Raw genomic sequence first — 24,385 nt, 5'->3', positions numbered from 1 at the left:
GGGCAAGTCGATGCGCAAGTCCCCCGCCAGAGCCTCCCTGTCCCCCCACGTGCGCTCCGCTCTCGTCGCGGTCGCCCTCGCCGCGGTCAGCGGCGCCTCCCTCGCCGCCGCCCCGGCGTCCGCCGCCGCGCCGGCCACCGACACGACCCAGTTCAGGGGCGTGAACTGGGCCGACCCACGCGACAACTTCGCCGACGACTACCTCCAGCTGTCCGGCCTGAAGACCACCGACAGCTACCGGCAGACCTACGCCAAGGCCCACCGGATCATCGCGGCGTTCCGGGCGAACCTCGGCGCCAACACCGTGCGGCTGCCCATCAACCCCTACACGGTCAACGGCGCCTACTGGAAGTCCTACCGCGCAGTGATCGACGCGGCGTCCGACCAGGGCTTCAAGGTCATCGTCTCCTACTGGGAGGGCACCGGCGCGCAGAAGGACGGCTTCATCGACGACGAGGCCGCGTACTGGCCGATGTGGAACACCGTCGTCAAGACGTACAAGAACGACAGGCGCGTCTACTTCGAGCCGATGAACGAGCCGCACGGCTATACGGACGCCCAGTGGGCCGACATCGCCGCGAAGTGGCTGTCGACGTACTCCAAGGTGCCCCGCAACCGCGTGTTCGTCAGCGGCGCCGGCTACAACGACCACGTCACCACGGTCTGCGCCGACCCGCGCCTGAAGGGCACCTACCTCTCCCTGCACCACTACGGGTTCTGGAAGGACTACGCGACCTACGACCAGTGGGTGGCCGACCTGAAGGTGCGCATCGGCGACTGCGCCGGCCGCACCGTCGCGGACGAGTTCGGCGCGCCGATGACCACCGGCCTGAACTACGACGTGAAGCCCGCGCCCGGCCACGACGACAACTTCGTCAACTACGTCCAGGCCGTCACCGACACCTTCCGCGAGCTGAAGATGGGCTCCGTGTACTGGCCGGGCCTGCGCACCGACGACACGTACTCCCTCCAGAAGCTCGTCGGCCCCGCCGACCGCCCCTGGCTGGCCACCACCAACCAGTCGGGCGCCGACCGCCTCGCCTGGGGCTGGGGCCGCGGCAAGCCGGTCAAGAACTGACACCTCCCTCCCCCTTCCCCCCACCCCGCCCGCGGGCCCGCCGCCCCTGAACCCGGCGGGCCCGCGCGCTCGGCTCCCGACCCCGGTATCCCGTTGATCGTCTCGCCGTTCGCCGCGTAGGTTCCGACCCGTGAACGGCGGAGCATCCACGGAGGAACTCGATGACGAACGTGGCGAATGTACGGATCGGTGTCATGTACGACCGCGACTGGGCGCCGGAGGGCCTGCCCGGGTTCGCCCGGCGGGCCGAGGCGCTCGGGGTGGACGACCTCTGGGTGGTCGAGGATCTCGGATGGAACGGCGGGGTGTCGGCGGCGGCCGTGGCGCTGGGAGCCACCCGGCGTCTCAGGGTCGGCATCGGCATCGCACCCGCCCCGCTGCGCAGTCCGGCACTGCTCGCGATGGAACTGGCCACCCTGGCAAGGGTGTTCCCCGGGCGGCTGGTGGCCGGGATCGGGCACGGGGTACGGGAGTGGATGGAGTCCGTGGGCGTCGCGCCCCGCTCACCGCTTTCCCTCCTGGAGGAGACGGTCACCTCCGTGCGCGCGCTGCTGCGCGGTGAGCGGGTCGAGCTGGACGGACGGGAAGTGCGCCTGGACGGCGTGCAGTTGGTGCATCCGCCGACGGAGGTACCGCCGGTGGTCGCGGGCGTCGTCCGGCCCCGCTCGCTCGAACTGGCCGGACGGGTCGCGGACGGCACGCTGGTGGCCGAGGGCCACGGGCCGAGCGACCTGGAGAACATCAGGGCCCTGACCCGCAAGGGCGGCGCCGGCCCCGAGCACACCCTGACCGTCCTGTCCTTCACCTGCGTGGGCGACGACCCGGACGAGGTCGCCCGCACGCTGCACCCGCACACCGAGGGGCACGGCGCGTGGCTCGGCCGTCCGCAGGACGAGGTGTTCACCGTGTCCGGCACCGCGGCCCGCGCCGCCGACGACATCCGCGCCCTCCGGGACTCCGGCGCCGACACCGTCGTCCTGCGCATCGTCGGCCCCGAGCCGCTCGGCCAGCTCGAAGCGCTGCTGGCCCAGGTCAAGGGCTAGCCGGCCAGGGACGGCCCGGGACGGCAGAACCGCGGGCCGCCGTCCGGACGCCGCCCTGCGGTGCGCCGCGGGCGCAAGGCCCGTGCGCGGGCCGCACGGCCGCGGCCGCCTGCGCCCCATGCCGGCCGCCGGTGCCCCCGTGCCGGTCGTCGACGCGACCGGGCTGCCCGACGGCGCCGCCTCGCGCCCCCGGCCCTCACGGCATCGTCGTCCGGTCCGGCCGGTCGGGCGGCCAGGTCGTGTCGCCGGGGGCGTCGGGGCGGGTGGAGTCGAGGTGGGCGCGGAGAGCGGCGAGGGCGGGATGGGGGTTGTCGAGGCGCCAGACCAGTGAGTGCGGGTAGACCGGCGTCGGGTCGCGCACGACGATCCGTCGCAGGTCGTAGTGGGCGGGCCAGACGAGCCGGTCGTGTTCGCCGACGAAGGTCGCCAGCGTGGAGGAACCTGCGATCGACTCCAGGAGGGCGTCGGAACCGAAGTTGGGGCCGGTCGCATCGATGATCAGTCCGAACTCGGCGGCGAGTCGGTCGTAGTAGGCGGTCCACTCGGTTCCGTCGGCGTTGCCGGGCATCCAGATCCTCTGCCCGGCGAGTTCGGCGAGGGTGATCGCGCCGGCTCCGGCGAGCTCGTGGCCCCGTCCGGTCAGGAGGCGGAGGGGGTCGTCGAGGACGCGGGCCGTCCCGATGTCGTCGGGGAGCTGCCGCGGGGCCGGGGCGACGGCCCGGAAGGACGCGTCGATCGTGCCCGCCCGGACGGCCGCGACGGCCGTGCCGGCGTCGAAGAGCGTCACGACGTCGAGTTCCGTCCCGGGATGCGCGGCGTGGAAGCCGCGCAGCAGGGCCGCCGGTGCGATCCGCCGGTTGATCACGTCGACGCGCAGGGCGCGGCGGCGGGGGCGTACGGAGTCGGCCGCCCGCTCTTCGGCCCGCAGGAGGTCGCGGGCGTGGGGCAGGAACGCCTGGCCGTCGGCGGTGAGCCGGGCTCCGCGCGCCGTGCGGGTGAACAGCCGCACGGCGAGGTCCTTCTCCAATGCGGCGATGCGCTTGGAGACGGCCTGCTGGGTGATCGACAGGTCGGCGGCGGCTTCCTGGAACCGGCCCGCGTCCGCGACGGCCACGAAGGTGCGTACGGCTTCGAGATCCACGCCGACGCACCCTAGTTCACAACGCGTGGTTGTGCCCTGCGGGCGCCGCGGTTGTTTGACCTGCGGTTGTGCCGCTCGCTTAGCTCTCCCCCACGGGTCGGCGCCGGTTCGGCTCCGGTCGATGCCGGTCGATGCCGGTGGCCGCCGACCGGTGCCGACGGTGCCGAACCGGCGCCGGGGTCGTTCGGACGGGACATCGAGGAGCGCGCTGAGCATGGGGGGCAGGAGGCCGTTGGGCCGGCGGTTCGGGTGGCTGTGGGCGGCGTACGCGGTCAGCGCCTTCGGCACGCGGCTCGCGTTCGACGCGTTCGCCCTGATCGCGATCCTGGTGCTGCACGCCGGGCCGGCCGAGGTGTCGGCGCTCGCCGCCACCGGGCTCGCGGTGGGGGCCGCCGTGGCGGTGCCGCTCGGCCCGTGGGTGGAGTTCCGCCGCAAGCGTCCGGTGATGATCGCGATGGACCTGACCCGGTGCGCGGCGCTGCTGACCGTGCCCGCCGCCCACGCGGCCGGTCTGCTGACCTTCGCCCAGCTCCTGGTGGTGTCCGTCGTCGTCGGGGCGGCCGACATCGCGTTCAACGCGGCGAGCGGCGCGTATCTGAAGGCGCTCGTGCGACCGGAGGACCTGGTCGTCGCGAACGGCCGGTTCGAGTCCACCGACTGGACCGCGACCGTGCTCGGACCGCCGGTCGGCACGGCCGCGATGGGGCTGTTCGGCCCGGTGACGACCGTCGTGGCCGACGCGGTCAGCTATCTGCTGTCGGCCGCGGGGATCCGCGCGATCGGCGGCGGCGAGCCGCGTCCCGTGCGCGCCGGCGGGCCCGGCGCGCGGCTCCGCCCCGGCGATCTGCTCGAAGGGTGGCGGTTCATCCTGGCCCACCCGGCCCTGCGGCCCCTGTTCTTCAACACGGTCCTGGTCAACGGTCTGATCCTGGCGACCGCGCCGCTGCTCGCCGTCCTCATGCTCGGCGAGCTCGGCTTCGCCCCCTGGCAGTACGGTCTGGCCTTCGGGCTGCCGTGCCTCGGCGGCATCCTCGGCTCACGCCTGGCCCGCCCGCTCGTGTCCCGGTTCGGACGGCACAGGGTGATGCTCACCGCCGGGGCGCTGCGCGCGTGCTGGTCCCTCGGGCCGGCCTTCGTCCGGCCCGGCGTGCCCGGGCTCGTGCTGATCGTCGCGGTCGAGTTCGGGCTGATCGCCTGCATGGGCGTGTTCACCCCGGTGTTCGCCGCCTTCCGGCTCGACCGCACGCCGACGGACCGTGTCGCCCGCACCCTGTCGGCGTGGTCGGTCACCAGCAAGGCGACCATCGCGGCCATGACAGCCCTGTGGGGTCTGCTGGCGGGTGTCGTCGGCCCCCGCGCCGCGATCGCCGTCGCCGGTGTCCTCATGCTGATCACCCCGCTCCTGCTCCCCCGGCACGACCTCGCCCCGCGGCAGGACGCCGAGCGGGATCCGGCCCCCAGCCGGGCCTGACACACCCACACCGGGCCGCGCCCCATGGCGTCACCCGCCCCCCGCTGCCCCGGCCCTGACCCCGGCCCCCGGCCGGAATCGATCCCGTCTCGACAACCCCCGGCAATATGAGGCCGGTTGCCATACCTTGGGCGTATGGCGCTGCATCACCACAGTGACCGTCCGTGGCGCGTGAGGGTGGACGACGCAGAAGGCGCGCCCTGTGGCGCGGGCGTGCTGCTCGACGACCGGCATGTGCTGACCTGCGCCCACGTGCTCCGGCACGCCGGAGCCGCGCCCGGCGCCGCGCCCCGGGGCACGGCCGGCCCGGGGGTGCGGGTCAGCAGTGTGGCGTGCCGTCCGGAGTGGAGCCGCACCGCGCACGTGGCCCCGGGCACCTGGGTCCACGACCACGACACGCAGCGCGGCGACGTGGCGCTGCTCGAACTCGACGAACCGGCCGACTGCCGCGTCCGGACCACCCTGTGGAAGGCCCCCCTCTCCGGCGGCACCGTCCAGGTGTACGGCTTCCCCCAGGACGAGCCGTTCGGCATGGGGGCGGACGCGCGGCTGGCGGGATCCGGCCACCGGCAGGGCGAGTGGGGCCTGTTGAAGCGGATGCGCGAGGGCGACCCGTGGATCGAGCGGGGCTACTCGGGCGCCGGGGCGATGGCGGTGGGCGGCGAGTTCGACGGCCGCGTCATCGGCATCGTGGTGGCCGACTACGTCAACGGCGACGCGAAGGCGGCCTGGATGCTGCCGACGGAGACGATCCTGACGTACCTGCCGCGCATCGAGGAGTTCACCGGCGGTGACCGCAACGACGAACTGGGGCCCTCGCGGGGCGAGTTGCCCGGCGACGTGCTGGGCGACCCGCTGCGGCTCGCGCTGACGCAGGAGCTCACACGGCTGCTGGACAGCGGCTGGTGCGGCACCGTGATCGTCGGGACCGGCGGCACGACCGCGGTGGGCGACTCCTGGCTCGTCCGCCTGGTGCGCACGGCGGATCCGGCGGCCCGGGCCACCGTCAGCGACGCCGAGCTGACCGGCGCACCCGGCGACACCGTCCTCGGGCTCGGCACCATCGACGCGGCCTACGACGCGCGCGGCCGGTCGGTCGCCGACCTCGGCGGATACCTCACGCGCCGGTTCGGGCTCCCCGGCGGGGACCCCCACGAGGTGGCGCGGCAACTGCTGCGCCGCAGGCCGCCCGCGTGTCTGGTGGTGGGCGGCGTCGACCGCGCCCAGGACCCGGAGGCGCTGCTCGGGGAGCTGCTGGGGCCGCTGGCCGCCCGGGCCCGGTCGCGCGGCGTCCGCCTGGTCCTCGGCTTCGAGGGCGTGACGCCGGCCGGTCTGGCCCACGACGTGTGTCTCGACCCCGAACCGCTGCGCGGCAACGCCACCCGGAACGTGACCGCCGCGGCCGTCCGCACGGTCGTGGCACAGCTCGCGGCGGCGGAGGACGCGGCGGCGGCGCTGCACCAGGAGCGGGGCGTGCGGTTCTTCGCCGCGCCCCGGCTGCCGCCCCGCGCCGCGCCCCGGCTCCGGGTCCGGCTGGCCGTGGCCCGGACGACGCAGCCCAACCCCGAACTCGCCGTGATCCACGAGCGGGCCGACGACGCCCGCGCCGAACTGGCCCGGTTCGATCACGACCTGCGCCGGCTGCTCGCGGCGCACGAGGACCTCACCGCCCTCCTGGAGCTGCACCGTGTGCGGGCCGCGCGCCACTTCGGCGAGGAGGACCGGCTCCTCGCCGACCGGCACGCCCCGGCCTTCCGCGCGCTGAATACCGAGCCGATCGACCTCGGGGCCGCCCGCACCCTGGTCAGGCGCTACATCGACGAGGTCGGCCGACGGTTGGAGGAAAGGTGACCGCTGGATGAGCCCTCCCCTGTGCAACCGCCCCGACTGCGGGCGCGGCCCGATCGACGACCAGGGCTTCTGCCCGGTCTGCGACCGGCTGCCGCTGCCGCAGGACGACGTCGCGTCGCCGGGACCCGGCCGCGAGCCGGATCCGCCGGCGCGGGTCGTGGCGGGCGTCGGCGTGGCGCACGTACGGCCGGACCCCTGGTACGGCCTCGGCCTGGTCGACTCCGACCAGCCCCCGGACATGCCGCCGAGCCCGCCGAGCCCGCCGAGCCCGTCGGGCCCGGTCGCCGAGGAGCACCGGTTCTGCCCGCACCCCTCCTGCGGGCTGCCCGTCGGGCGCGGTCAGGGCGGCGAGCCGGGCCGGATCGAGGGTTTCTGCACGGCCTGCGGCAACCACTACGACTTCGCCCAGCCCAACGGCCTGGTCATCGCCGCCCGTTACGAGGTCGAGCGCGTCCTCGGCTCCGGGGCGTACGGCGCCGCCTATCTGGCCCATGACCGCAATCTCGCCACCCGGGTGGTCCTCAAGGCCCTGCACAAGTCGGTGGCCAAGACCGCCCGGCACGAACGGGACGTCCTGGTCGGGCTCCGGCACGACAGCATCGTCCGCATCCTGGGCTACGAGCACGAAGGGCCGCACCTCGTCCTCGAGTACGTGCCAGGCGAACCGCTCTCGGCCCGCGACGGCGACCGCCTCGAGACCCTCCTCGCGCACGGCGTCCGCGTCCTCCAGGCGCTCGACTACCTGCATGCCCGGGGCCTGCTGCACTGCGACGTCAAGCCGCTGAACATCATCCGCTTCCGGGAGGAGGGCCCGGCGGGCGCGCTCGACCGGGTGCGGCTCATCGACTTCGGCGCGGTGCGCAGCCAGACGAAGGACACCGGGAAGGTCGTGGCGTACACGGAGCCGTTCGCGCCGCCCGAGTCCGACCCGGAGCATCTGCTGCCCACCCCCGGCTTCGACCTGTTCGGACTGGGGATGACCCTGCGCGAGATATGCCGCTCCCGCTGGGCGGACCGCTCCGCACCGGGCGTCGACTCGCTGCACCTGCTGCTGGAGCGGGCCACGGACCCCGAGCGGCCGTGGTGGCGGTTCGTGTCGGCCCGGCAGTTCGCGGAGCAGCTCAGCGGTGTCATCCGGCAGGTCGTGGCGGCTCCGCCGACGCGCCGTCAGGTGGCGCGCCCGTCGGCCCTGTTCGGGTCGATGGCCGGCTCGCTGCACGGTGGGCTGGGCTCGGCCCGGCCGCTGGCCCACTGGGTCGGGGCGCAGCCGGACGGGAGGGGGCTGCTGAGGATGCCCGCGCCGTTCTCCTCGCCGGATCCCGGCGACATCGCGGCCGCCCTCCCGGCGCCGCTGTCCGACCCCGACGACCCGGCGGTCACCGGGTCGGCCGGCGCCACGCTGGCGGAGATCCGGCTCGCCCTGCGCGGAAAGGACGCCACGGCGGCCGCGGCCCACCTGCGGGCGGCGGGCCTGCCCGACTGGCACTGGCTGCACGACTGGTACTGCGGCCTGATCGCGCTGGCCGACGGCCGTCCGAGGCGGGCCGCCGTCGTGCTCGGCCAGGTGCGCAGGGCGCTTCCCGGTGAGCTGATACCGCCCCTCGGGCTCGGGCTGTGCGCCGAGCTGCGCGGGGACCGCGCACTGGCCCGCTCGCACTACGGGATGGTCTTCGACACCACCCCCGCGCTCGGCGCGGCCGGCTTCGGCCTGGCCCGGGTCCTGCTGTCGGCCGGTGAGCGCGCGAAGGCGGTGGCCGTCGCCGAACAGCTGGCCGAGGAGTTCCGCTACGAGCGCGAGGCGCGCGTGGCGGCCGTGCGCCTGCACGTCATGGTCGTCCCGGAGAGCGGCCTCGCGGCGCCGGCCGAGGAGGACGTGGCGCGGGCCCGGGCGGCCCTGTCCGGCCTCGACGTTGACGACGCGGCGGCGGCCTCCCTCCGGGCCGAGATCCAGTACGCGGAGTTCCTGCGCACCCGCGACCGGCTGAAGCTCTCCGACGCGATCCGCGCACTCCGCCACCACGCGCCGACCGAGCGCGAGTACGTCGCACTGGTGGACCTGGCCAACCAGCTGCGTCCGGCGCTGACTTGGGGACGGCGCGGAAAGCATGCAGAACGGGTCATTCCCGTTTCGGAGCAACGTCCGGCAGGCTAAGCTCAGTTGCACGTTCCGTCGAGAACGCCTGCACGCTCCGTGAGGGACACGCGACGCGCACAGCGACATGATCGGATGATGCCGGTGGGGGACAGGTCGCCGTTGGGGCTCAGTTTCGCCCTGGAAGTGGACGCGCCCTCGGATCTGGCCTACGACGAGCGACGTGCGGACGCTCTGATCACCGTCACGGCGGACTCCGCCGCGGGCTCGTCCGCGCAGAGCCCGAGCGCCGAGATCCTCATCATGGACCGCTCGTTGTCGATGACGGGCCACAAGCTGGACGAGGCGAAGCGCGCGATGTGGGCGGCCATCGACACGCTGCGGGACGGAACGCTGCTGGCCGTCGTCGCGGGCAACCACGAGGCCGACGTGATCTTCCCGGCGTCGGGCGGCCTGGCCCGGGTCGACGCCCGCACCCGGGAGGACGCCAAGCTCCGGGTGGCCGGTCAACTCCCGGAGGGCGGAACGGCGATCGGGACGTGGCTGGCGCGCGCCCGCGGCCTCTTCGACTCGGTGGAGTCCCCCGGCACGGTGCGTCACGCGGTGCTGTACACCGACGGCAAGGACGAGCACGAGACGCCCGAGCAGCTCGGCGAGATCCTCGCGTCCTGCACCGACCGTTTCGTCTGCGACGCCAGGGGCCTGGGCGACGACTGGCGCTACACCGAACTCCTGCGCGTCACCGAGGCGCTGCACGGTTCCGCCGAGGCCGTCGTCACGCTCTCCGACCTCGCCGGGGACTTCACCCGCCTGATGCGCGAGGCGCAGCGGATCGTCGTGCCCCGGGTGTATCTGGGCCTGCGTCTCAACAGCCGCTTCGAGCTCGCGTTCGTCCGGCAGACCCGCCCCGTCGAAGCGGAGTTGACGGCACGTCAGCAGAGGGGCGAGGAGACGCACGTCCCTCTCGGCTCCTGGCCCCCGGAGAGCCGCCAGTACCAGATCTCCCTGCGCGTCGACCCCCACAGCCTGGCGGTGGACGAGACCCTGCGCGCCGCCCGCATCACCCTGCACGCCGAGTTCCCCGACGGGACCCGCGGGCCCTGCGCCGAGAGCGCGGCCATGGTCGTGCGCCGTCGCTCGACGCCCGGCTTCGGCATCGCCCGCTCCCCCGACCTGACCCGGGTCGAGAACGAACGCGAACTCGGCATGGCCATGCGCGCCTGTGCGGACGCCCATCTGCGCGGCGACCTCGAACGCGCCGACCGTGAACTGCGCCTCGCACTCGGCCTCGCGGAATCCCTCCGGGACTCCGCGCGCCTGGGCTCGCTGCGCGCGGTCGCCGTCGACGGACCCGACGGCCGGCCGCAGGTGCGGCGGGACGTCGCCCGGGGCCGGATCCTGGGGATCGGCGTCGACTCGACCAAGACGGCGAGACGGCTCGCCGAGCCGCACGACCTGCCGCCCCAGGACGCCGGGTCTCCCCGGAACGCCGGGTCTCCCCGCGTGTGCCCGCGGTGCCGTACGACGTCCACGTCGCCGACGGCCAAGTACTGCGAGGAGTGCGGGCACCGGTTCGGGGACGCGGGCACGGCCGACGAACCGATGGACGCCCTGTGACCGGGCGAGGGCTGCGCGATTCCCATCCGGTCGTGGTGCTGCGCCGGCTCAGGGCGGGGGTGCTGGGCGTGCTGGCCGTGACGACGCTGCTGTGCCTGGTGGCGGCGGACCGGGCCGAAGCGCAGATCGCCGCGTCCGAACGCACGCAGGAGGCGGTGGACGACATCCGGCAGGCGCACGAGCAGGCCACAAGAGCGAGGGCCGCGCTCGAAGCCGTCTCCCGGATCGACGACCCCGTGTCGATCTCCCTGACCGGCGTCGGCGCCGACTTCGCCAACGCCGCGGCCCGCATCAGCTCCCATCTCACCTCGGCGACGGAGGGCAACGGGGCCGGGAAGCGGGGACTGAGCCATATCCAGTTCGTCCAGGGCCAGTTGGCCACCAGCGTGCAGCTGGCCGACGCGGCGGTTCTCGACGGGGCCCCGGCCGTCGGCAAGGTCGGCGAGGCGCTGCACGCCGCACGAGAACACCAGGGGAGACAGGACGTCCCGTTCACCGGCGGCCTCGAACAGTCGCTCCTGGACCTCCAGCGGGTGGAGAGCGACGCCAAGCGGGTCCAGCTCGAGTCGGACTGGCGCGACCGCCGTCTGCTGTGGCCGCTGTTCATGGCGCCGTCGGCGGTCATGCTGCTGCTGGTCTGCGCGACCTGCCGCATCGTCGCCCGGCGCTTCCGGCGCTATCCCAGCCCGGCGCTCGTCCTCGCCCTGCTGGCCACCGCGTCGGTCTGCGTCCTGATGTGCGTGCTCCGCCCGCTCGACGTGGCGATCACCCTGCCCGTCCTCGCCGCCGCCGGCGCGCTGACGTATCTGGCCTACCGTCCCCGTCTCGCGGAATACAGGTTCCCCCGCTCATGAGAATTCCGACGGCCCCCCTCGTACGCTGCACCCTGGTCCTCGGGCTGCTCCTGGGGCCCGCCGCGTGCGGCGAACCGACGGACAGCAAGGTGACGATCATGGTCCCCTGGTCCGGCGCCGAGTTCCAGGCGTTCTACGCGGTCGTCCAGGCCTTCGAGCGCAGTCACCCCGGCATCGACGTCGAGCCCCAGGTCACCCGCGCCCTGACCCAGCAGCTCGACGCGGCGGTGGCCGCGGACGCCGAACCCGACCTGGCGGTGCTGCCCAGCGTGGGGGCGATCGCCAAGTACCAGCAGGAAGGGGCGCTGCGGAAACTCGACGTCGACACCGCCGACTACGCGCAGCCGTTCCGCGGCCTCGGCATGCACAGAACGAACCACACCACGAAGGACGCGAAGGACGGCCAGGGCACGAAGGAGACGACGGAGACACAGGGGTCGCAGGGGTCGCAGAAGGGGGACGGGGGCGGGGACGGAGAGAGCACGGACGACGTGTACGCCATTCCCGTCAAAGCCGACGTCAAGAGCCTCGTCTGGTACGACGCCACCGCCACCCCGAAGCCGCCCGCGGACTGGGCCGCTCTCCGGTCCCGCCACTACACCTGGTGCCTCGGGCTCGAGTCCGGCCCGACCTCCGGCTGGCCGGGCGCCGACTGGATAGCGGACCTCCTGCTCGCCGAGAAGGGCGTACAGGCCTACACGGCATGGGCGTCGGGAAACGCGCACTGGGACAAGGGACCCGTCCACGGGGCGTGGACCATGTGGGGGGACCTCGTCGCGGGCGCCCGCGGGGACGCGGCCAAGACCGGCTTCAGGGCCGCCGTCAAGAACATGCCCGCGTGCTCCCTGAGCCACGGCACCCTCTCCGCGATGGGCTTCGACGCGGCCCAGGTGAAGAAGCGCCGGTACCTGTACGTGTCGCCTCCTGGCAATACCCTTCAGGTCTCGGCGGACTTCGTCGGCAAGTTCACCGGGAACGCGAGCGCCGACGAGTTCATCGCGTACCTGGCGAGCACCCCGGCCCAGCGGATGTGGGTGAACCGGCCCGGCTTCGCGCTCTCCGCCGACCGGCAGGTGGCGGTGGAGGACTACGACGACGCCGTCCAGGGCGAGATCGCCGGGATGCTCCACACCTCTGCGTACACCCTCTGCTTCAGCGCCGCCGACGCGATGGACCCGGACGTCTCCGCCGCCTTCTACCGAGCGGTCCTGGAGTACGCGGACGGCGCGGCGGAGGGTCCGCTGCTGAAGGCACTCGACAAGGTCCAGGCCGCGCTCGGCAGCGCACGCTCCACGTCACCGCCCCTGTGCGGCACGCCCTGAACCACCCCCGCCCCGACCCGTCGCGACCCGACTCGATCCCATGCGTTCCCACGCGTTCACCCCTTCCCGTTCCGATCCGGATCACCCAGGAGCCCGCCATGCCGGACGCCGTCCAGTTCACCCTCGACGACGGCACCGTCGTCCTCGTCGCCCCGCCCACCCGCACCGGCACCGGCGCCGTGGGCCTGGGCTCCCGCCTGGAGAGCGCGGCGACCGGCCTCAGGGAGGCCCTGGCGCCGATCACCTCCGCGGCCTCCGAGGTGATCGGCCAGTTCCGCAGCGCCGCGCAACGGCCCGACGAGGTGGAGGTCACCTTCGGCGTCGTCCTGGACGCCAAGCTCGGTGCGATCCTGACGAGCGCGAGCGCCAGCGCGCACCTCGACGTCACCCTCCGCTGGAGCGGCGCCGAACCGACTCCGCCGAACTGAAGCCGGGCGCCCCCCGGGCTCGCGTGGGGCCGCCGGGCGGACGGCGCCCCGGCCCTCAGGAGGTGGCGTCGGGGAGGGAGAAGTAGTGGCCCTTGTCGAGGTCCTCGATGAGGCCGGGGTGGACCGGCCGCCAGTCCAGCAGCTCGCGGGTCAGGGTGTTCGAGACCGGGACGTCGACGCCCAGGAGACCGCCGAGCCAGGCGAAGTGCCCGGCTGCGGCCTCAGGGGCCACGGAGGCCGACGGCACGTCGAGGTGGCGGCCGATCACCTCGGCGATGTCGCGGATCGCGACGCCCTCCTCCGCGACCCCGTGCAGCACCGTTCCCGCGGGGGCCCGCTCGACCGCCAGGCGGAACAGGCGTGCGGCGTCGAGGCGGTGGACGGCCGGCCAGCGGTTGGCGCCGTCGCCGATGTAGCCGGAGACCCCTTTGGCCCGGGCGACGGCGACCAGCATCGCCATGAAGCCGGCGTCTCCTTCGCCGTGACAGGTCGGGGAGAGCCGCACCACCGACGAGCGCACGCCCCGCGAGGCGAGTGCGAGGACCGCCAGGGCGGTCTCCGAGCGGGCGGACACCGGCGAGCCGTCGGTCAGGGGCATGTCCCGCTCGGTCGACACCCGCCCCGGCTGGAGACCGGCCACGCCGGAGGCGAGGACGAAGGGGCGGTCGGTGCCCGCCAGCACGTCGCCGAGCGCGTCGACGGCGCGGCGGTCGGCCTCGGCAGCGCCCTGGAAGTCGCCGCCGAAGGCGAGGTCGTGCTTGAAGGCGAGGTGGACCACGCCGTCCGACGCGGCAGCGGCGCCGCCCAGGGTGTCGAGGTCGTCCAAGGTGCCACGGACCACATCCGCCCCCGCGGCGGCGAGGGCGGCGGCGGAGGCCTCCGAGCGGGCGAGCCCGACGACCTGGTGCCCCGCCTCGACGAGTTCGGGAACGAGGGCGGAGCCGATCCAGCCGGACGCGCCGGTCACGAAGATGCGCATGAGAATCCCCAGACTATTGATGTCAGTGACTGCCATCAACATACACTCTGATGTCAGGCACTGTCATCACGTAGGATCTGCTCATGGGCAGATGGGAGCCGAACACGCGCGAACGTCTGGCGACGGCGGCGTTGGAGCTCTACGGCGAACGCGGCTACGAACAGACCACGGTGGCGGAGATCGCCAGACGGGCCGGCCTCACCGAGCGGACCTTCTTCCGGCACTACGCCGACAAGCGCGAGGTGTTGTTCGACGGCGCGGGCACGCTTCAGGAGCTGTTCGTGAACGCGGTCGCCGAGGCCCCGGAATCCGCGGCGCCGATCGATGCCGCGGCGGCGGGACTCGAGGCGGTCGCCACGGTGTTCACTGGCCGCCGCGAGCACGCCCGGCAGCGGCATGCCGTCATCGCGGCGAACGCGGAGCTCCTGGAACGTGAGCTGATCAAGCTCGCCTCGCTGTCGGCCGCGGTCGCCGACGCCCTGCGCCGACGCGGCGTCGCCGAGCCGGCCGCGAGCCTGACCGCCGAGGCGGGGGTAGCCGTCTTCAAGGTCGGCTTCGAGCTGTGGATCGCGGCGTCCGAGGAACGCGAACTGTCGCAGTCGATGCGGGAGTCGCTGGACGAGCTCAGGGCCGTGATCGCGAGCGGCGGAACGGACGGCCCCACCCCCCGGCCCCGCCGCCGCTCCTCAGGACGCACGCCAGGGGGCACGTCGGCGGGATTCTGACCCTCACCGGCCCGCACGACTCGGGGCTGTTCGTCGGACGCCGGTGCGGAACGGACGGGCGGCAGCGGAGCGGACAGGGACGGGCCGACCCGGGCAGTACATCCGGGCCGGACAGCCCGGATGTACTGTGCTCCGTCAGCCGACGCGGTTGATCGGCGGGCAGTGCCACCGCGCGTCGATGACCTCGGGGCGCGGGAGGTACATGCGCAGCGCGACGTACCAGATGCCCTGTTGCGGTGTGGGCAGCCAGTTGGACTCCCGCTCGGGCCCGGGCGAGTCCGGCCGCAGGTAGAGGGTCAGCCCTCCGTCGTCGTCTCTGACCAGCCCCTGGGTGCGGTCTCCGACGGAGTACCGGTCGATCGGGTTCGGGATCAGGTTCCGGTCCTCGTCGTAGGCGGTCAGCGACCAGAACGCGTCGACCGGGGGCAGCGTCCCCGCGTCGAAGCGCAGTTGGTAGCGGCCGGTGGTCAGCGTCTCGCCGTCGCCGTCGGTGAAGGCCACCAGGTAGACCGCCTCCTCGGGATCGTTGACGGCGATGCCCACCAGGGACTGCTCCGCGGCCCGCCTGAGGAAGTCGTCCCCGTAGTGCCCGACCTCCCCCGCAGGGTAGCGCCAGCCGTTGATCAGCTCGGCCCACTGGCCGCTGAACAACTGCTGTTCGAGCATGGGCATGGCGGTGGCGGCGGCCCGGATCAGCCCCTCCTTCACCGGCTCGGGCTGTGCCTCGACGTCCAGCCCCGGGCCGATGCCGATCTCCGCGAACTGCCGCAGCAGGACTTCGTGGTGCGGCGGCAGAGGGTTCTCGGCCAGCATCGCGTTGAGCGTCTTCCACGGACCGAGCGGATCCTCGGCGGGGTCGACCGGCACCGGTACGTCGCGGCGTTCCGGGAGCGTGACGCCCTCCTTGCCGAACAGGTGAAGCGGCGTCAGCCGGTACTGCTGCTGGATCGCGTGGACGGCGGGGAGGTCCTCCTCGCCCTCGACGAGGGTCCGTCCGACCACCAGGACCCACGGCGTCGGCGCGGTCGCCGTGCGGCGCACGCCCTCCGGGAGGTCGCCGCTCCAGCCCGGGCCGATCAGGGCGAAGTCACCGGCCTGCGACCCGGTCGCCCGCATGCCCACGTAGTCGTAGTTGTCGGAGGTGAAGGAGACCAGTTCGAAGGTGAAGTAGCGGTCGCCCATCTCGGGGTGCGAGAGGATGACGGGCTCCGTGCTCAGGTCCACCCACGCCCACGAGTACAGCGTGTCGTTGTTGGGGGACACACCCTCCGCGTCCGAGGCGTCCCAGAGCCTGGTCCCGTGCCAGAAGTGGTTGACGGCCGCATAGGGCGTCGTCTCGCTCTCGGGCTTCTGGGTCACCCAGCGGTGGCGCAGCTCGGCGTTGTAGATGTAGGGGAAGCCGTAGACGAAGGCCTGCTCTCCCAGGGTGTACGCGTACTCGCGGCGCCAGTCGTCCACCCGGCCGGTCAGCACCGGCTTCGCCGACTGCCAGGCCACGGGCAGGGCCCGCGTCATCTTCCTGGCGCGGTCGATGGTGTCCCCCGGGTGACGTACGGCGGCCGCGGTGGCCTTTCCGGTGGAGGCCGCCGCCTGGCCGAGGCCGGCTGCCGCCGCGGCGAGATCCTGGCGCAGACGTCGTCCGGGATGGTTGCTGTTGGCTGAGGATGCCATCATCGCGTTCCTCTCCTGAGGCTGAACAGCACGGCGTGCAGCCACCTCGCGGACCGGTGCACGCGAACGGGGGAAGCCGGCGGCCGGCGAGCGTCGACGACGCGTCCCGGCTCTCCCGGTGCGCCACGCGACGGCGGCCGCGCCATGCTGGGTGGGGTTACCGGGCCGGGTGCTCCCCCACGCACCCCTCCTTCGAGTAGATCACCGCGTCACCGCACCGGCAACCGGGCTCGCAGTTCACGACGGCCCCCGTCCGTCACGCAGCGCGTTCACCGCGTCGGTCACCGTGGGGTGGAGGCGATCCGGGCTGAGGGTCGCGTGCAGGGGATGCCGGGACAGCGCGCGCGTGGGTCCGGCCCGGACCCGGGCCAGGTGGAGTTCGACTCCCTGGTGGTCGAGGTCCGCGGCGAGGTCCGCCAGGGTGTCCAGGACGGGCAGACCGAGCCGGTAGCTCGCCGTCAGGTCCACGACGACGGCGCGGGGCGGGTCCTCGGACGCCGCCACCAGGTCCTTCACGGCGGTGCGGACGCGGGCGGCGTTGCCGAAGAAGAGCGTCCCGTCCGGCCGGGCCACGAGAACTCCCGGTGCGGGCACGGCGCGTGGGTGCTCCCGCAGGTCGCCCCACACGCCGGTGCCGGGCAGCAGCCCGAGGACCGCCACACGCGGGGCGCTGGAGTAGGCGATGAACAGCAGCAGCGACATCAGTACCGCGAGCAGCAGACCGGGCAGCAGGTCGAAGACCAGGACACCGGTCAGGGCGGTCAGGGCGACCCAGAGGCTGGGGCGGTCGTGGGCGGCGTAGCGGCGCAGTTCCCCGACGCGCAGGAAACCCCTCACGGCCACGATCACGATCGCCCCGAGCACCGCCTCCGGCAGGGGCGTGAACAGGGAGGTGAGGAAGGCCCCGGTGAGCAGCACCAGCCCCGCCGCGACCAGGGAGACCATCGGGCTGCGGCCGCCCGCGCCCTCGGCGGCGGCGCTGCGCGAGGCGCTGCCGGAGACCGCGAAGCCGCGGAAGAGGCCCGCCGCGAGGTTCGCCGCGCCCACCGCGACCATCTCGCGGTCGGCCTTGACCTCGTCGCCGTGGAGGCGGGCGAAGCGGCCGGCGATGCTGTACGACTCGGCGAAGGCGACCAGCGCCACCCCGAGGGAGCCGCCGGCGAGTTCGGCCCAGTCGGCGGACGAGATACCGGGCAGGTGGGGGACCGGGACGGCCGCCGGGACACTGCCGACCGTGGCCACCCCGTGCGCACGCAGGTCCAGGGCCTGGGAGAGGATCAGGCCGGCGGCCAGCACGATCAACGAGGCCGGCAGCCGCGGCAGCACGTGCTCCAGCAGCAGCAGCGAGACCATCGCGGCCACGCCGACGGCGATGGTGGTCCACGACCAGTCGCCCGCCCGGCTCAGCAGCTTCGCCAGGCGCTGGAAGAAGTCGCCCTCCCCGCTGGAGACGCCGACGATCTTCCCCGCCTGCCGCACCATGATCGTCAACGCCATGCCGAAGAGGAAGCCGACCAGGGCGGGCTCGGCCAGGAAGTTGGTCAGGAACCCCAGCCGGGCCGCTCCGGCAGCCATCAGCACTCCGCCCACGAGCACGGCCAGCGCCGCCGACAGCCCGACGACGGCGCCCGGATCACCGCTGACACCGTTGACGGTGGACGCCGACAGCACGGCCGCGGCGGACGTCGCCCCCACGACCAGAAACCGCGAACCCCCGAGCAACGCGTAGGCCGCGAGAGCGACCGGAGCGGCGTAGAAAGCGTTCTGCGGAGGGACTCCGGCGATCTCCGCGTACGCCACCGACTCCGGCACGATCAACGCCCACACCGTCAGCCCGGCCAGGACGTCACCGCGCAGCAGCCCCCGCCGGTAGCCGCGAATCCAGCCGGCCACCGGCCAGGCGGTCAAGACGCGTCGGCGGGTCGGTGGACGCGGTTGACCGGCGGGCACTGCCAGCGCGCGTCGACGACTTCGGGGTGGGGGAGATACATGCGCAGCGTGACGAACCAGATGCCCTCGTGCGGGGTGGGCAGCCAGTTGCTCTCCCGGCCGGCGCCCGGTGAGCCGGGCTGCAGATGGAGGATCAGACTGCCGTCCGGCTCGGTGACCAGTCCGCGGGTGCGGTCACCGACGGAGTACCGGTCGATCGGGTTGGGGATCAGGTTCTTGGACTCGTCATAGGCGGTCAGCGACCAGAAGGCGTCCACGGGGGGCAGCGAACCGGCCGCGAAACGTATCTCGTAACGGCCCGTCGACAGCTTCTCGCCCTCCGCGTCGTCGAAGGCGACGAGGTACACCGTCTCCTCCAGGTCGTTCGCGGCGATACCGAACAGGGCCTGCTCCGCGGCCCGTTTGACGAAGTCGTCGCCGAAATGCCCCATCTCCCGAGGCGGGTAGCGCCAGCCGTTGATCAGTTTCGCCCAGTCCCCGCTGAGCAATTGCTCCCGCAGCATGGGCAGACCGGCGGCGGCCGCGGCGATCAGGCCCTGCCGGACGGATTCGGGCTGCTCCTGCACGTCGAGGCCGGGGCCCACGCCGATCTCCGCGAACTGCCTGAGCAGGATCTCGTGACGCTCCGGAGGAGGGTTCTCGGCCAGCATCGCGTTGAGCGTCTTCCACGGCGCGAGCGGATCGCGCGCCGGATCGGCGGGCGTCAGGACGTCGCGGCGCTCCGGCACGGTGGCGCCCGGCTTTCCGAACAGGTGGAGCGGTGTCAGCCGGTACCGGTCCTGCAGCGCGTGGACGGCGGGCAGATCGTGCTCCCCGTCGACCAGGGTGCGGCCGGCCACCAGGATCCACGGGCTGGGAGCGGTCGCCGTACGGGACACCCCCGCCGGGAGTTCTCCCTCCCACCCCGGGCCCACGAGGGCGAAGTCGCCGGCGTGCGGCCCCGTGGCACGCCGGCCGACGTAGCCGTAGTTGTCCGAGGTGATGCCGACCAGTTCGAAGGTGAAGTAGCGGTCGCCCATCTCCGGGTGCGAGAGGATGACGGGCTCCGTGCTCAGGTCGACCCAGGCGCACGAGTAGAGGGTGTCATTGTTGGGTGTCAGGCCTTCCCGGTCGGAGGCGTCGAAGAGCGTCCGGGCATGCCAGAAGTGGTCGACGGCGGAGTGCATCGCCATCTTCGGATCGGCCGGCTCGGTCACCCACCCGTGGCGCAGCTCGGCGTTGTAGATGTAGGGGAAGCCGTAGACGAAGGCCTGCTCCCCCAGGGTGTAGGCGTATTCGCGGCGCCAGTCGCCGACTGTCTGCGGCGCGGGGCTCGTGCCAGCGGAAGCCATCACCGCGCTCCTCTCCTGGGATTCGGCGGCACGCGATACGGCCTCCCGCGGGGCCGGGCCGCCGACGCGGCGCCTCTGCCTCTCCGTGGGGGACGGCCGCTCTCACCCGCCGTGCCGCATCGGATGACGAGGCAGGCCGTTTCCTGCGAGTCGGGCCTCCTTCGAGTAGATCACCGCAGCCACGGCCCGGCAACAGCACGTCGGCGCAACCGGATCCGGCCGCGTCGCACGGCTCCGCGCAGACCCCTCGCCTCCTCCGTCACGAAGGGCACGGGGCGCCGAGGCATCCGCGCGACGCCGGTCCTCCTGGTCCGAACAGGTGTCGGGCCGCGTGCGTCGGAGCGGGGAGGCAGGGCGGGAAACGGTGGCCCCGTTACGGTCAGCGGGCGGTCGGCAAGCGCGCCGACCGCCTGGGTAGGGCCGGATCAGGGCAAGAGGGAGGGCTGCTGTGCCGACTGCGGAGCCGCGATCCATGCTCTCGCTCCTCCCGATCATCTCGGGACTGGCCATCGCGTTCACGATCACGGCCATCGACCCGCTGGTCCTCAGCCTGAACATGCCGCAGGTCAGCCGGGCGCTCCATGTGCCGCCCGACGTCGTCGGGTTCCTGGGCGGCGCGGCGACGCTGGTCATGGCCGCCGCCGTGCTCGCCGTGGGCAGTCTCGGGGACGCCTTCGGGCTCAAGCGGCTGCTGATGCTGGGGCTGGTCGGCGACATCATCGCCAACCTGCTCTCCGCGGTCTCCCCCGGCTATGCGTTCCTGCTGGTGACGCGGCTCCTCGACGGCCTGGCGCTGGCCGCGGTCCTGGGCGTGGCGATGGCCCTGCTCAAGGTGTCGGTGCCGCCGGAGAGACGGCCGGCGTCCATCGGCGTCTTCATGGCCATGGACATGGTGCTGTGCGGGGTGACGCCCGCCCTCGGGGGCTGGGTGGTGGAGGCCGTCGGCTGGCGGTGGCTGTTCCTGCTCGCCCCCCTGCTGTCGCTGATCGCGCTGGGGCTGACGGCCCGGTACGTCACCGAGGCCCCCGTCCTCGAACGCCACCGGGTCGACGTCGTGGGCGTCACCCTGGTCGGCATCACCCTGCTGACCCTCGTCCACGGCGTCGCCGAGGCGGAGAACGGGATCACCCAGCGCCAGGCCTGGCTGCCCCTGGCGATCAGCGCGGTCGCCGGCGTGCTCTTCGTGCTCCGCGAACGCCGCACCCCGGAACCGGTCCTGGACCTGTCGCTGTTCCGCAGCGGTCCGTTCGCCGTGGCCGCGCTGGCCAGCCTGACGCTCAACTTCCTCGTCGCCGGGTTCAGTTTCGCCCTCGGGCAGTTCGGCAGTGTGATCCTCGCGCTGCCCCCGCGCACCATCGGCCTGCTGTTCCTGCCCGGCACCGCGGCGATCGCCGTCGCCGTGATCTACGCGGGGCGCCTGATCGGGAAGTACACCCCCCGGCCGGTCCTCATCGCCGGCCTGCTGGTGATGGCCGCGGCCGGGCTGCTGATGGCGGTCACCGCCACGCCCACGATGGCGCTGTGGATCGTCGTGCTGGCCACCTGGCTCACCAACCTCGGTTCGCTGGTGACCTCCTCCGCGGTGGCCGAGACCATCCTGTCGCACGCCCCGCCCGGGAAGTCCGGCGCCGTCGCCGCCGTCCAGCCGGCGTTCGGAATGACCGGATACGCGCTCGGCCCCGCCGTCTACCTGCTGCTTCTCAACCTCTTCTTCCAGCGGCGGTGGCTCGACGACGCCCATGCGCGCGGCATCTCGGTGTCCGAGGCCTCTCAGGCCGTGGACGCGACGCGAAGCGCGATGGCGCACAGCCCGGGCACCGCCGGATACGACCCGAACCTGCTCCGGCAGTCCGGACTGGACCTCGGTCTGGACTTCACCGACGGTCTGCGGCTGACCATGCTGGTCGTGAGCCTTCTGCCGCTCGCCCTGGCCGTGGCGGCGTACCTGCTCATGCCCCGTCGGCCCCGGCCCGCACCGTAGGAGCCGTACGGGTCACCGTGCGCGAGACCGGCAGGCGGCGGCCTGTGCACGCGTTGACGTCCCGGTCCGCACCGGCCGCGAGGATGCCCGGTCGGGCAGGGCGGGTCAGCATGGAAAGCAGGGGATGTCACCCGAGTGGAGGTTTCCATGACTGACAACGAGACGTTCGTCCGCGATCTCTTCCGGGCGTGGAACGACCGGGACTACGAAGCGATCGCCGGGTCCGTCGCTGCGGACTGCACCCTCGTCGAGGAGGGCAGCGGAAGGACCCTGCGGGGTCCGGAGGGCTTCACCCAGCTCGCGAAGGCGATGTTCGACGCGATGCCCGACGGCAAGTTCACCCTCGACCACCTCACGTCGCAGGGGGACACGGTCGTCGTCGAGTACACGGGCAGCGGGACCCAGACCTCGGACCTCGTCCTGCACGCGGGCACGGTGCCCGCCACGGGGCGTCACGTCACGGTGCACGCGTGCGACATCTACGAGGTCAAGGACAACAAGATCAAGGAGGGCCGCGCGTATCTGGACACCGGCGCCATCATGAGCCAGCTGGGCCTGACCGAACAGCTGCGGGGCTGACCGGAGGACCGGAGGAAGACCCGACGGCGCCCGCACCGGGCGGGCGTCGGCGAAACGACCATCCGCGAGTCGGCGACGGCGGGCCGGGGGCGGCTCGGCGATCCCGTGACGCCGTACCAGGCCGCGACGGCAGCCACCAGCGTGACGGCGCCCGCGGCCGCCGTCGCGGCGGGCTCCGCGGCGGGCTCGGCGATCGTCCGCGCCGTACGGCTCGCACCGCTCGCCGTGCGCGCGCCCTCGCCGACGGCCGCCCCGGCCGAGTCCGCCCCCGGCGTCCTGGCCAGCACCAGGGCGGCCAGGCCGACCGGCGCCGGCACCGGCGCGAGGCCGGCCGGCAGCCCCTCCGCCGGGATCAGCTCGGACGAGCGCGACACAGGGTCGCCCTCCACGCCACCGGTCACGGATCTGGCGCACGGTGACGGCGACGAGCCAGGATCGGAACCGGTCCGGCAGGACGGACGGAAGACGGGCGGAGGACCGTCGGAGTCAACTCCGCTTCTCTGCTTCCCTCTTGACACCCGCACTCGCCTCCCTCTAACTTTTCGCAGAATTTACGAACAAGGTACGACATTTCGAACAAGGTGACCGTCACCGGAAACCTCTCGGCCGGCTCCCGCCTTCGCCCGCACCCCGCACCTCCACACCTCCGCACCCCCCAACCCCCATACCCGGGGCGAAGAACAAGGACGCACCTGTCATGAGCATTACTCCCACATCCGCGGGCGAGGAGCGGCTCGTCCGACGGCTTCAGCGGTCGGACGCCTGACTCTCCGCCTCCCACCCGTCCCGGCATCCGCACAGAGACAGGAAACGCACATGTCAAGGGTCCTCACCCGGCTCGCGGCGATACTCGTCGCCGTCGGTCTCTTCTTCACCTCACAAACCCTGACCACACCTCAGAAGGCGGCCGCCGCCGACTCCGGCTACCTGATGGTGCACTTCACCGGGGAGGGGGCGGAAAGTCAGCAGCTGTACCTCTCGCACAGCAGCGACGGCCTGCACTGGAACGACCTCGACGGCGGCGGCATGGTCCTGCGCTCCCCCGTCGGCACGAAAGGCGTGCGCGACCCCGCGTTCGTGAGGTCCCCCGACGGCAGCAAGTACTGGATCATCGCGACCGACCTGTGCATCGGCTGCGGGCAGGACTGGAACGCCGCCATCAACAACGGCAGCCGCAACCTGGTGTTGTGGGAGTCCACCGACCTGGTCACCTGGTCGCAGCCGTGGCTGCTCGACGTCGCCGGCGCGATCCCCGACGGACGCAACGCCTGGGCGCCCGAGGCGATCTGGAACCCCGCGACCAACGACTACGTCCTGTACTGGGCGACGAACGTGCCGCTCAACGGCGCAACGAAGCACCGCATCTTCTACGCCCGCACCAGCGACTTCCGCACCATCACCACCCCGCAGGCCTACATCGTCCGCCCCGGCGCCCAGGAGATCATCGACACCCAGATCATCGAGGTGCCCTCCGGAGTGGGCGACTACCGCTACGTAAGGGCCTCCGGCGACGGGCAGATCACCCTCGAGGGCAGCAACTCGATCCTCGGGACCTGGACCAGCCTGGGCAACCTCTCCGGCATCGGCCTGACGGGCTCCCAGGTCGAGGGTCCGATGTGGATGAAGTTCAACGGCACCGGCAAGTGGGCGCTCTACCTCGACCAGTACGCCACCAGCGGCGGCTACATGCCGGTCGTGACGACCGACCCGTCCGATCCCGCGGCCTACCGGAAGCCGGCGTCGAGCAGCTACCACATGGGCGGCACCAAGAAGCGCCACGGCTGGATCCTGAACCTGACGGCAGCCGAGGAGAGCCGCGTGCTGGCGCGCTGGCCCGGCACCGCGGCCAACCGGCTCCAGTCGTACAACTTCCAGGACCGGTACGTACGGCACACCGACTTCGACGTGCGCATCGACCAGAACATCACCGGAGCGGACGCGCAGTTCCGGCTACGGCCCGGCCTGGCGGGCTCCGGCAGCGTCTCCTTCGAGTCGGTGAACTACCCCGGATACTTCCTGCGGCACGCCGACTACGACTTCCGGCTGGTCCGCAACGACGGAAGCAGCCAGTTCGCCGCGGACGCGACCTTCCTGAAGGTCGCCGGTCTCGCCGACCCGGCCTGGTCGTCGTTCCGTTCCTACAACCACCCCGACCGGTACATCCGCCACTACGCCTACTACCTGAAGCTCGACCCGGTCACCACCGCGACAGCTCGCGGCGACGCCACCTTCCGCGTGACGAGCTGACCCAGGACGAGAGAGGCCGGCCGCC

18 protein-coding genes are annotated in these 24,385 nt (G+C 72.8%); 13 read left to right on the top strand and 5 right to left on the bottom strand.

Features of this window, described 5'->3' with window-relative positions; genetic code table 11:
- Positions 1 to 10 precede the first annotated feature (10 nt).
- Positions 11 to 1,078 (top strand): glycoside hydrolase family 5 protein, encoded by a 1,068-nt coding sequence (locus IE239_RS15065; protein WP_190149812.1) that lies wholly within the window; start codon positions 11 to 13, stop codon positions 1,076 to 1,078.
- Between the two features lie 170 nt (positions 1,079 to 1,248).
- A complete protein-coding gene (locus tag IE239_RS15060; RefSeq protein ID WP_190149940.1) occupies positions 1,249 to 2,121 on the top strand; it encodes an LLM class flavin-dependent oxidoreductase in 873 nt (290 codons plus the stop codon).
- Between the two features lie 196 nt (positions 2,122 to 2,317).
- Here IE239_RS15060 and IE239_RS15055 read toward each other — a convergent pair whose 3' ends face one another.
- Positions 2,318 to 3,262, bottom strand: coding sequence for a LysR family transcriptional regulator (locus IE239_RS15055; protein ID WP_190149811.1), 945 nt, complete (start codon positions 3,260 to 3,262; stop codon positions 2,318 to 2,320).
- 214 nt (positions 3,263 to 3,476) lie between these two features.
- On the opposite strand from IE239_RS15055, the gene IE239_RS15050 reads away from it, so the two are divergent.
- The 7 genes from IE239_RS15050 (at position 3,477) to IE239_RS15020 (ending at position 12,897) form a co-directional block, all read left to right on the top strand.
- Positions 3,477 to 4,733: an MFS transporter gene (locus IE239_RS15050; protein ID WP_190149810.1), complete on the top strand. Its 1,257-nt coding sequence runs from the start codon at positions 3,477 to 3,479 to the stop codon at positions 4,731 to 4,733.
- Positions 4,734 to 4,868: 135 nt separating this feature from the next.
- Complete coding sequence (locus IE239_RS15045; RefSeq protein ID WP_190149809.1) at positions 4,869 to 6,584, top strand: trypsin-like peptidase domain-containing protein; 1,716 nt, start codon at positions 4,869 to 4,871, stop codon at positions 6,582 to 6,584.
- Positions 6,585 to 6,591: 7 nt separating this feature from the next.
- Entirely contained in the window at positions 6,592 to 8,736 is a 2,145-nt protein-coding gene (locus IE239_RS15040) for a tetratricopeptide repeat protein (RefSeq protein ID WP_190149808.1), read from the top strand.
- A 102-nt stretch (positions 8,737 to 8,838) separates the two neighbouring features.
- Entirely contained in the window at positions 8,839 to 10,293 is a 1,455-nt protein-coding gene (locus IE239_RS15035) for a vWA domain-containing protein (RefSeq protein ID WP_190149807.1), read from the top strand.
- Entirely contained in the window at positions 10,290 to 11,147 is an 858-nt protein-coding gene (locus IE239_RS15030) for a hypothetical protein (protein ID WP_190149806.1), read from the top strand. The genes IE239_RS15035 and IE239_RS15030 overlap by 4 nt, the downstream gene beginning before the upstream one ends.
- A complete protein-coding gene (locus IE239_RS15025) occupies positions 11,144 to 12,469 on the top strand; it encodes an ABC transporter substrate-binding protein (RefSeq protein WP_190149805.1) in 1,326 nt (441 codons plus the stop codon). The genes IE239_RS15030 and IE239_RS15025 overlap by 4 nt, the downstream gene beginning before the upstream one ends.
- 98 nt (positions 12,470 to 12,567) lie before the next feature.
- The gene (locus IE239_RS15020) at positions 12,568 to 12,897 is read left to right on the top strand and encodes a CU044_2847 family protein (RefSeq protein WP_190149804.1); all 330 of its coding nucleotides are present in this window, start codon (positions 12,568 to 12,570) and stop codon (positions 12,895 to 12,897) included.
- A 55-nt stretch (positions 12,898 to 12,952) separates the two neighbouring features.
- Here the strand turns inward: IE239_RS15020 and IE239_RS15015 are convergent, their stop codons facing one another.
- Positions 12,953 to 13,876 carry an SDR family oxidoreductase gene (locus IE239_RS15015; protein ID WP_190149803.1) on the bottom strand — a complete coding sequence of 308 codons (924 nt, stop codon included), beginning with the start codon at positions 13,874 to 13,876 and terminating at the stop codon, positions 12,953 to 12,955.
- 83 nt (positions 13,877 to 13,959) lie between these two features.
- Between IE239_RS15015 and IE239_RS15010 the strand changes: the two genes are divergently transcribed.
- Positions 13,960 to 14,601, top strand: a complete 642-nt coding sequence (locus IE239_RS15010; protein WP_190149802.1) for a TetR/AcrR family transcriptional regulator — start codon at positions 13,960 to 13,962, stop codon at positions 14,599 to 14,601.
- A 135-nt stretch (positions 14,602 to 14,736) separates the two neighbouring features.
- On the opposite strand, the gene IE239_RS15005 is transcribed toward IE239_RS15010, so the two are convergent.
- From IE239_RS15005 to IE239_RS14995, 3 genes are all read right to left on the bottom strand, one after another.
- Complete coding sequence (locus IE239_RS15005) at positions 14,737 to 16,275, bottom strand: DUF1254 domain-containing protein (RefSeq protein ID WP_190149801.1); 1,539 nt, start codon at positions 16,273 to 16,275, stop codon at positions 14,737 to 14,739.
- A gap of 234 nt (positions 16,276 to 16,509) precedes the next feature.
- A complete protein-coding gene (locus tag IE239_RS15000; RefSeq protein WP_190149800.1) occupies positions 16,510 to 18,165 on the bottom strand; it encodes a SulP family inorganic anion transporter in 1,656 nt (551 codons plus the stop codon).
- Between the two features lie 11 nt (positions 18,166 to 18,176).
- Positions 18,177 to 19,553 (bottom strand): DUF1254 domain-containing protein, encoded by a 1,377-nt coding sequence (locus IE239_RS14995; protein WP_190149799.1) that lies wholly within the window; start codon positions 19,551 to 19,553, stop codon positions 18,177 to 18,179.
- 472 nt (positions 19,554 to 20,025) lie between these two features.
- Between IE239_RS14995 and IE239_RS14990 the strand changes: the two genes are divergently transcribed.
- From IE239_RS14990 to IE239_RS14980, 3 genes are all read left to right on the top strand, one after another.
- Positions 20,026 to 21,534 carry an MFS transporter gene (locus IE239_RS14990; protein ID WP_190149798.1) on the top strand — a complete coding sequence of 503 codons (1,509 nt, stop codon included), beginning with the start codon at positions 20,026 to 20,028 and terminating at the stop codon, positions 21,532 to 21,534.
- A 147-nt stretch (positions 21,535 to 21,681) separates the two neighbouring features.
- Positions 21,682 to 22,113: an ester cyclase gene (locus tag IE239_RS14985; RefSeq protein ID WP_190149797.1), complete on the top strand. Its 432-nt coding sequence runs from the start codon at positions 21,682 to 21,684 to the stop codon at positions 22,111 to 22,113.
- An 816-nt stretch (positions 22,114 to 22,929) separates the two neighbouring features.
- The gene (locus IE239_RS14980) at positions 22,930 to 24,360 is read left to right on the top strand and encodes a glycoside hydrolase family 43 protein (RefSeq protein WP_190149796.1); all 1,431 of its coding nucleotides are present in this window, start codon (positions 22,930 to 22,932) and stop codon (positions 24,358 to 24,360) included.
- The last annotated feature ends 25 nt before the right edge of the window (positions 24,361 to 24,385 follow it).

Source organism: Streptomyces humidus (assembly GCF_014649655.1).
Classification (GTDB): domain Bacteria; phylum Actinomycetota; class Actinomycetes; order Streptomycetales; family Streptomycetaceae; genus Streptomyces; species Streptomyces humidus.
The sequence above is the reverse complement of the archived record's forward strand: the minus strand, read 5'-3'. Positions and strand labels throughout refer to the sequence as shown.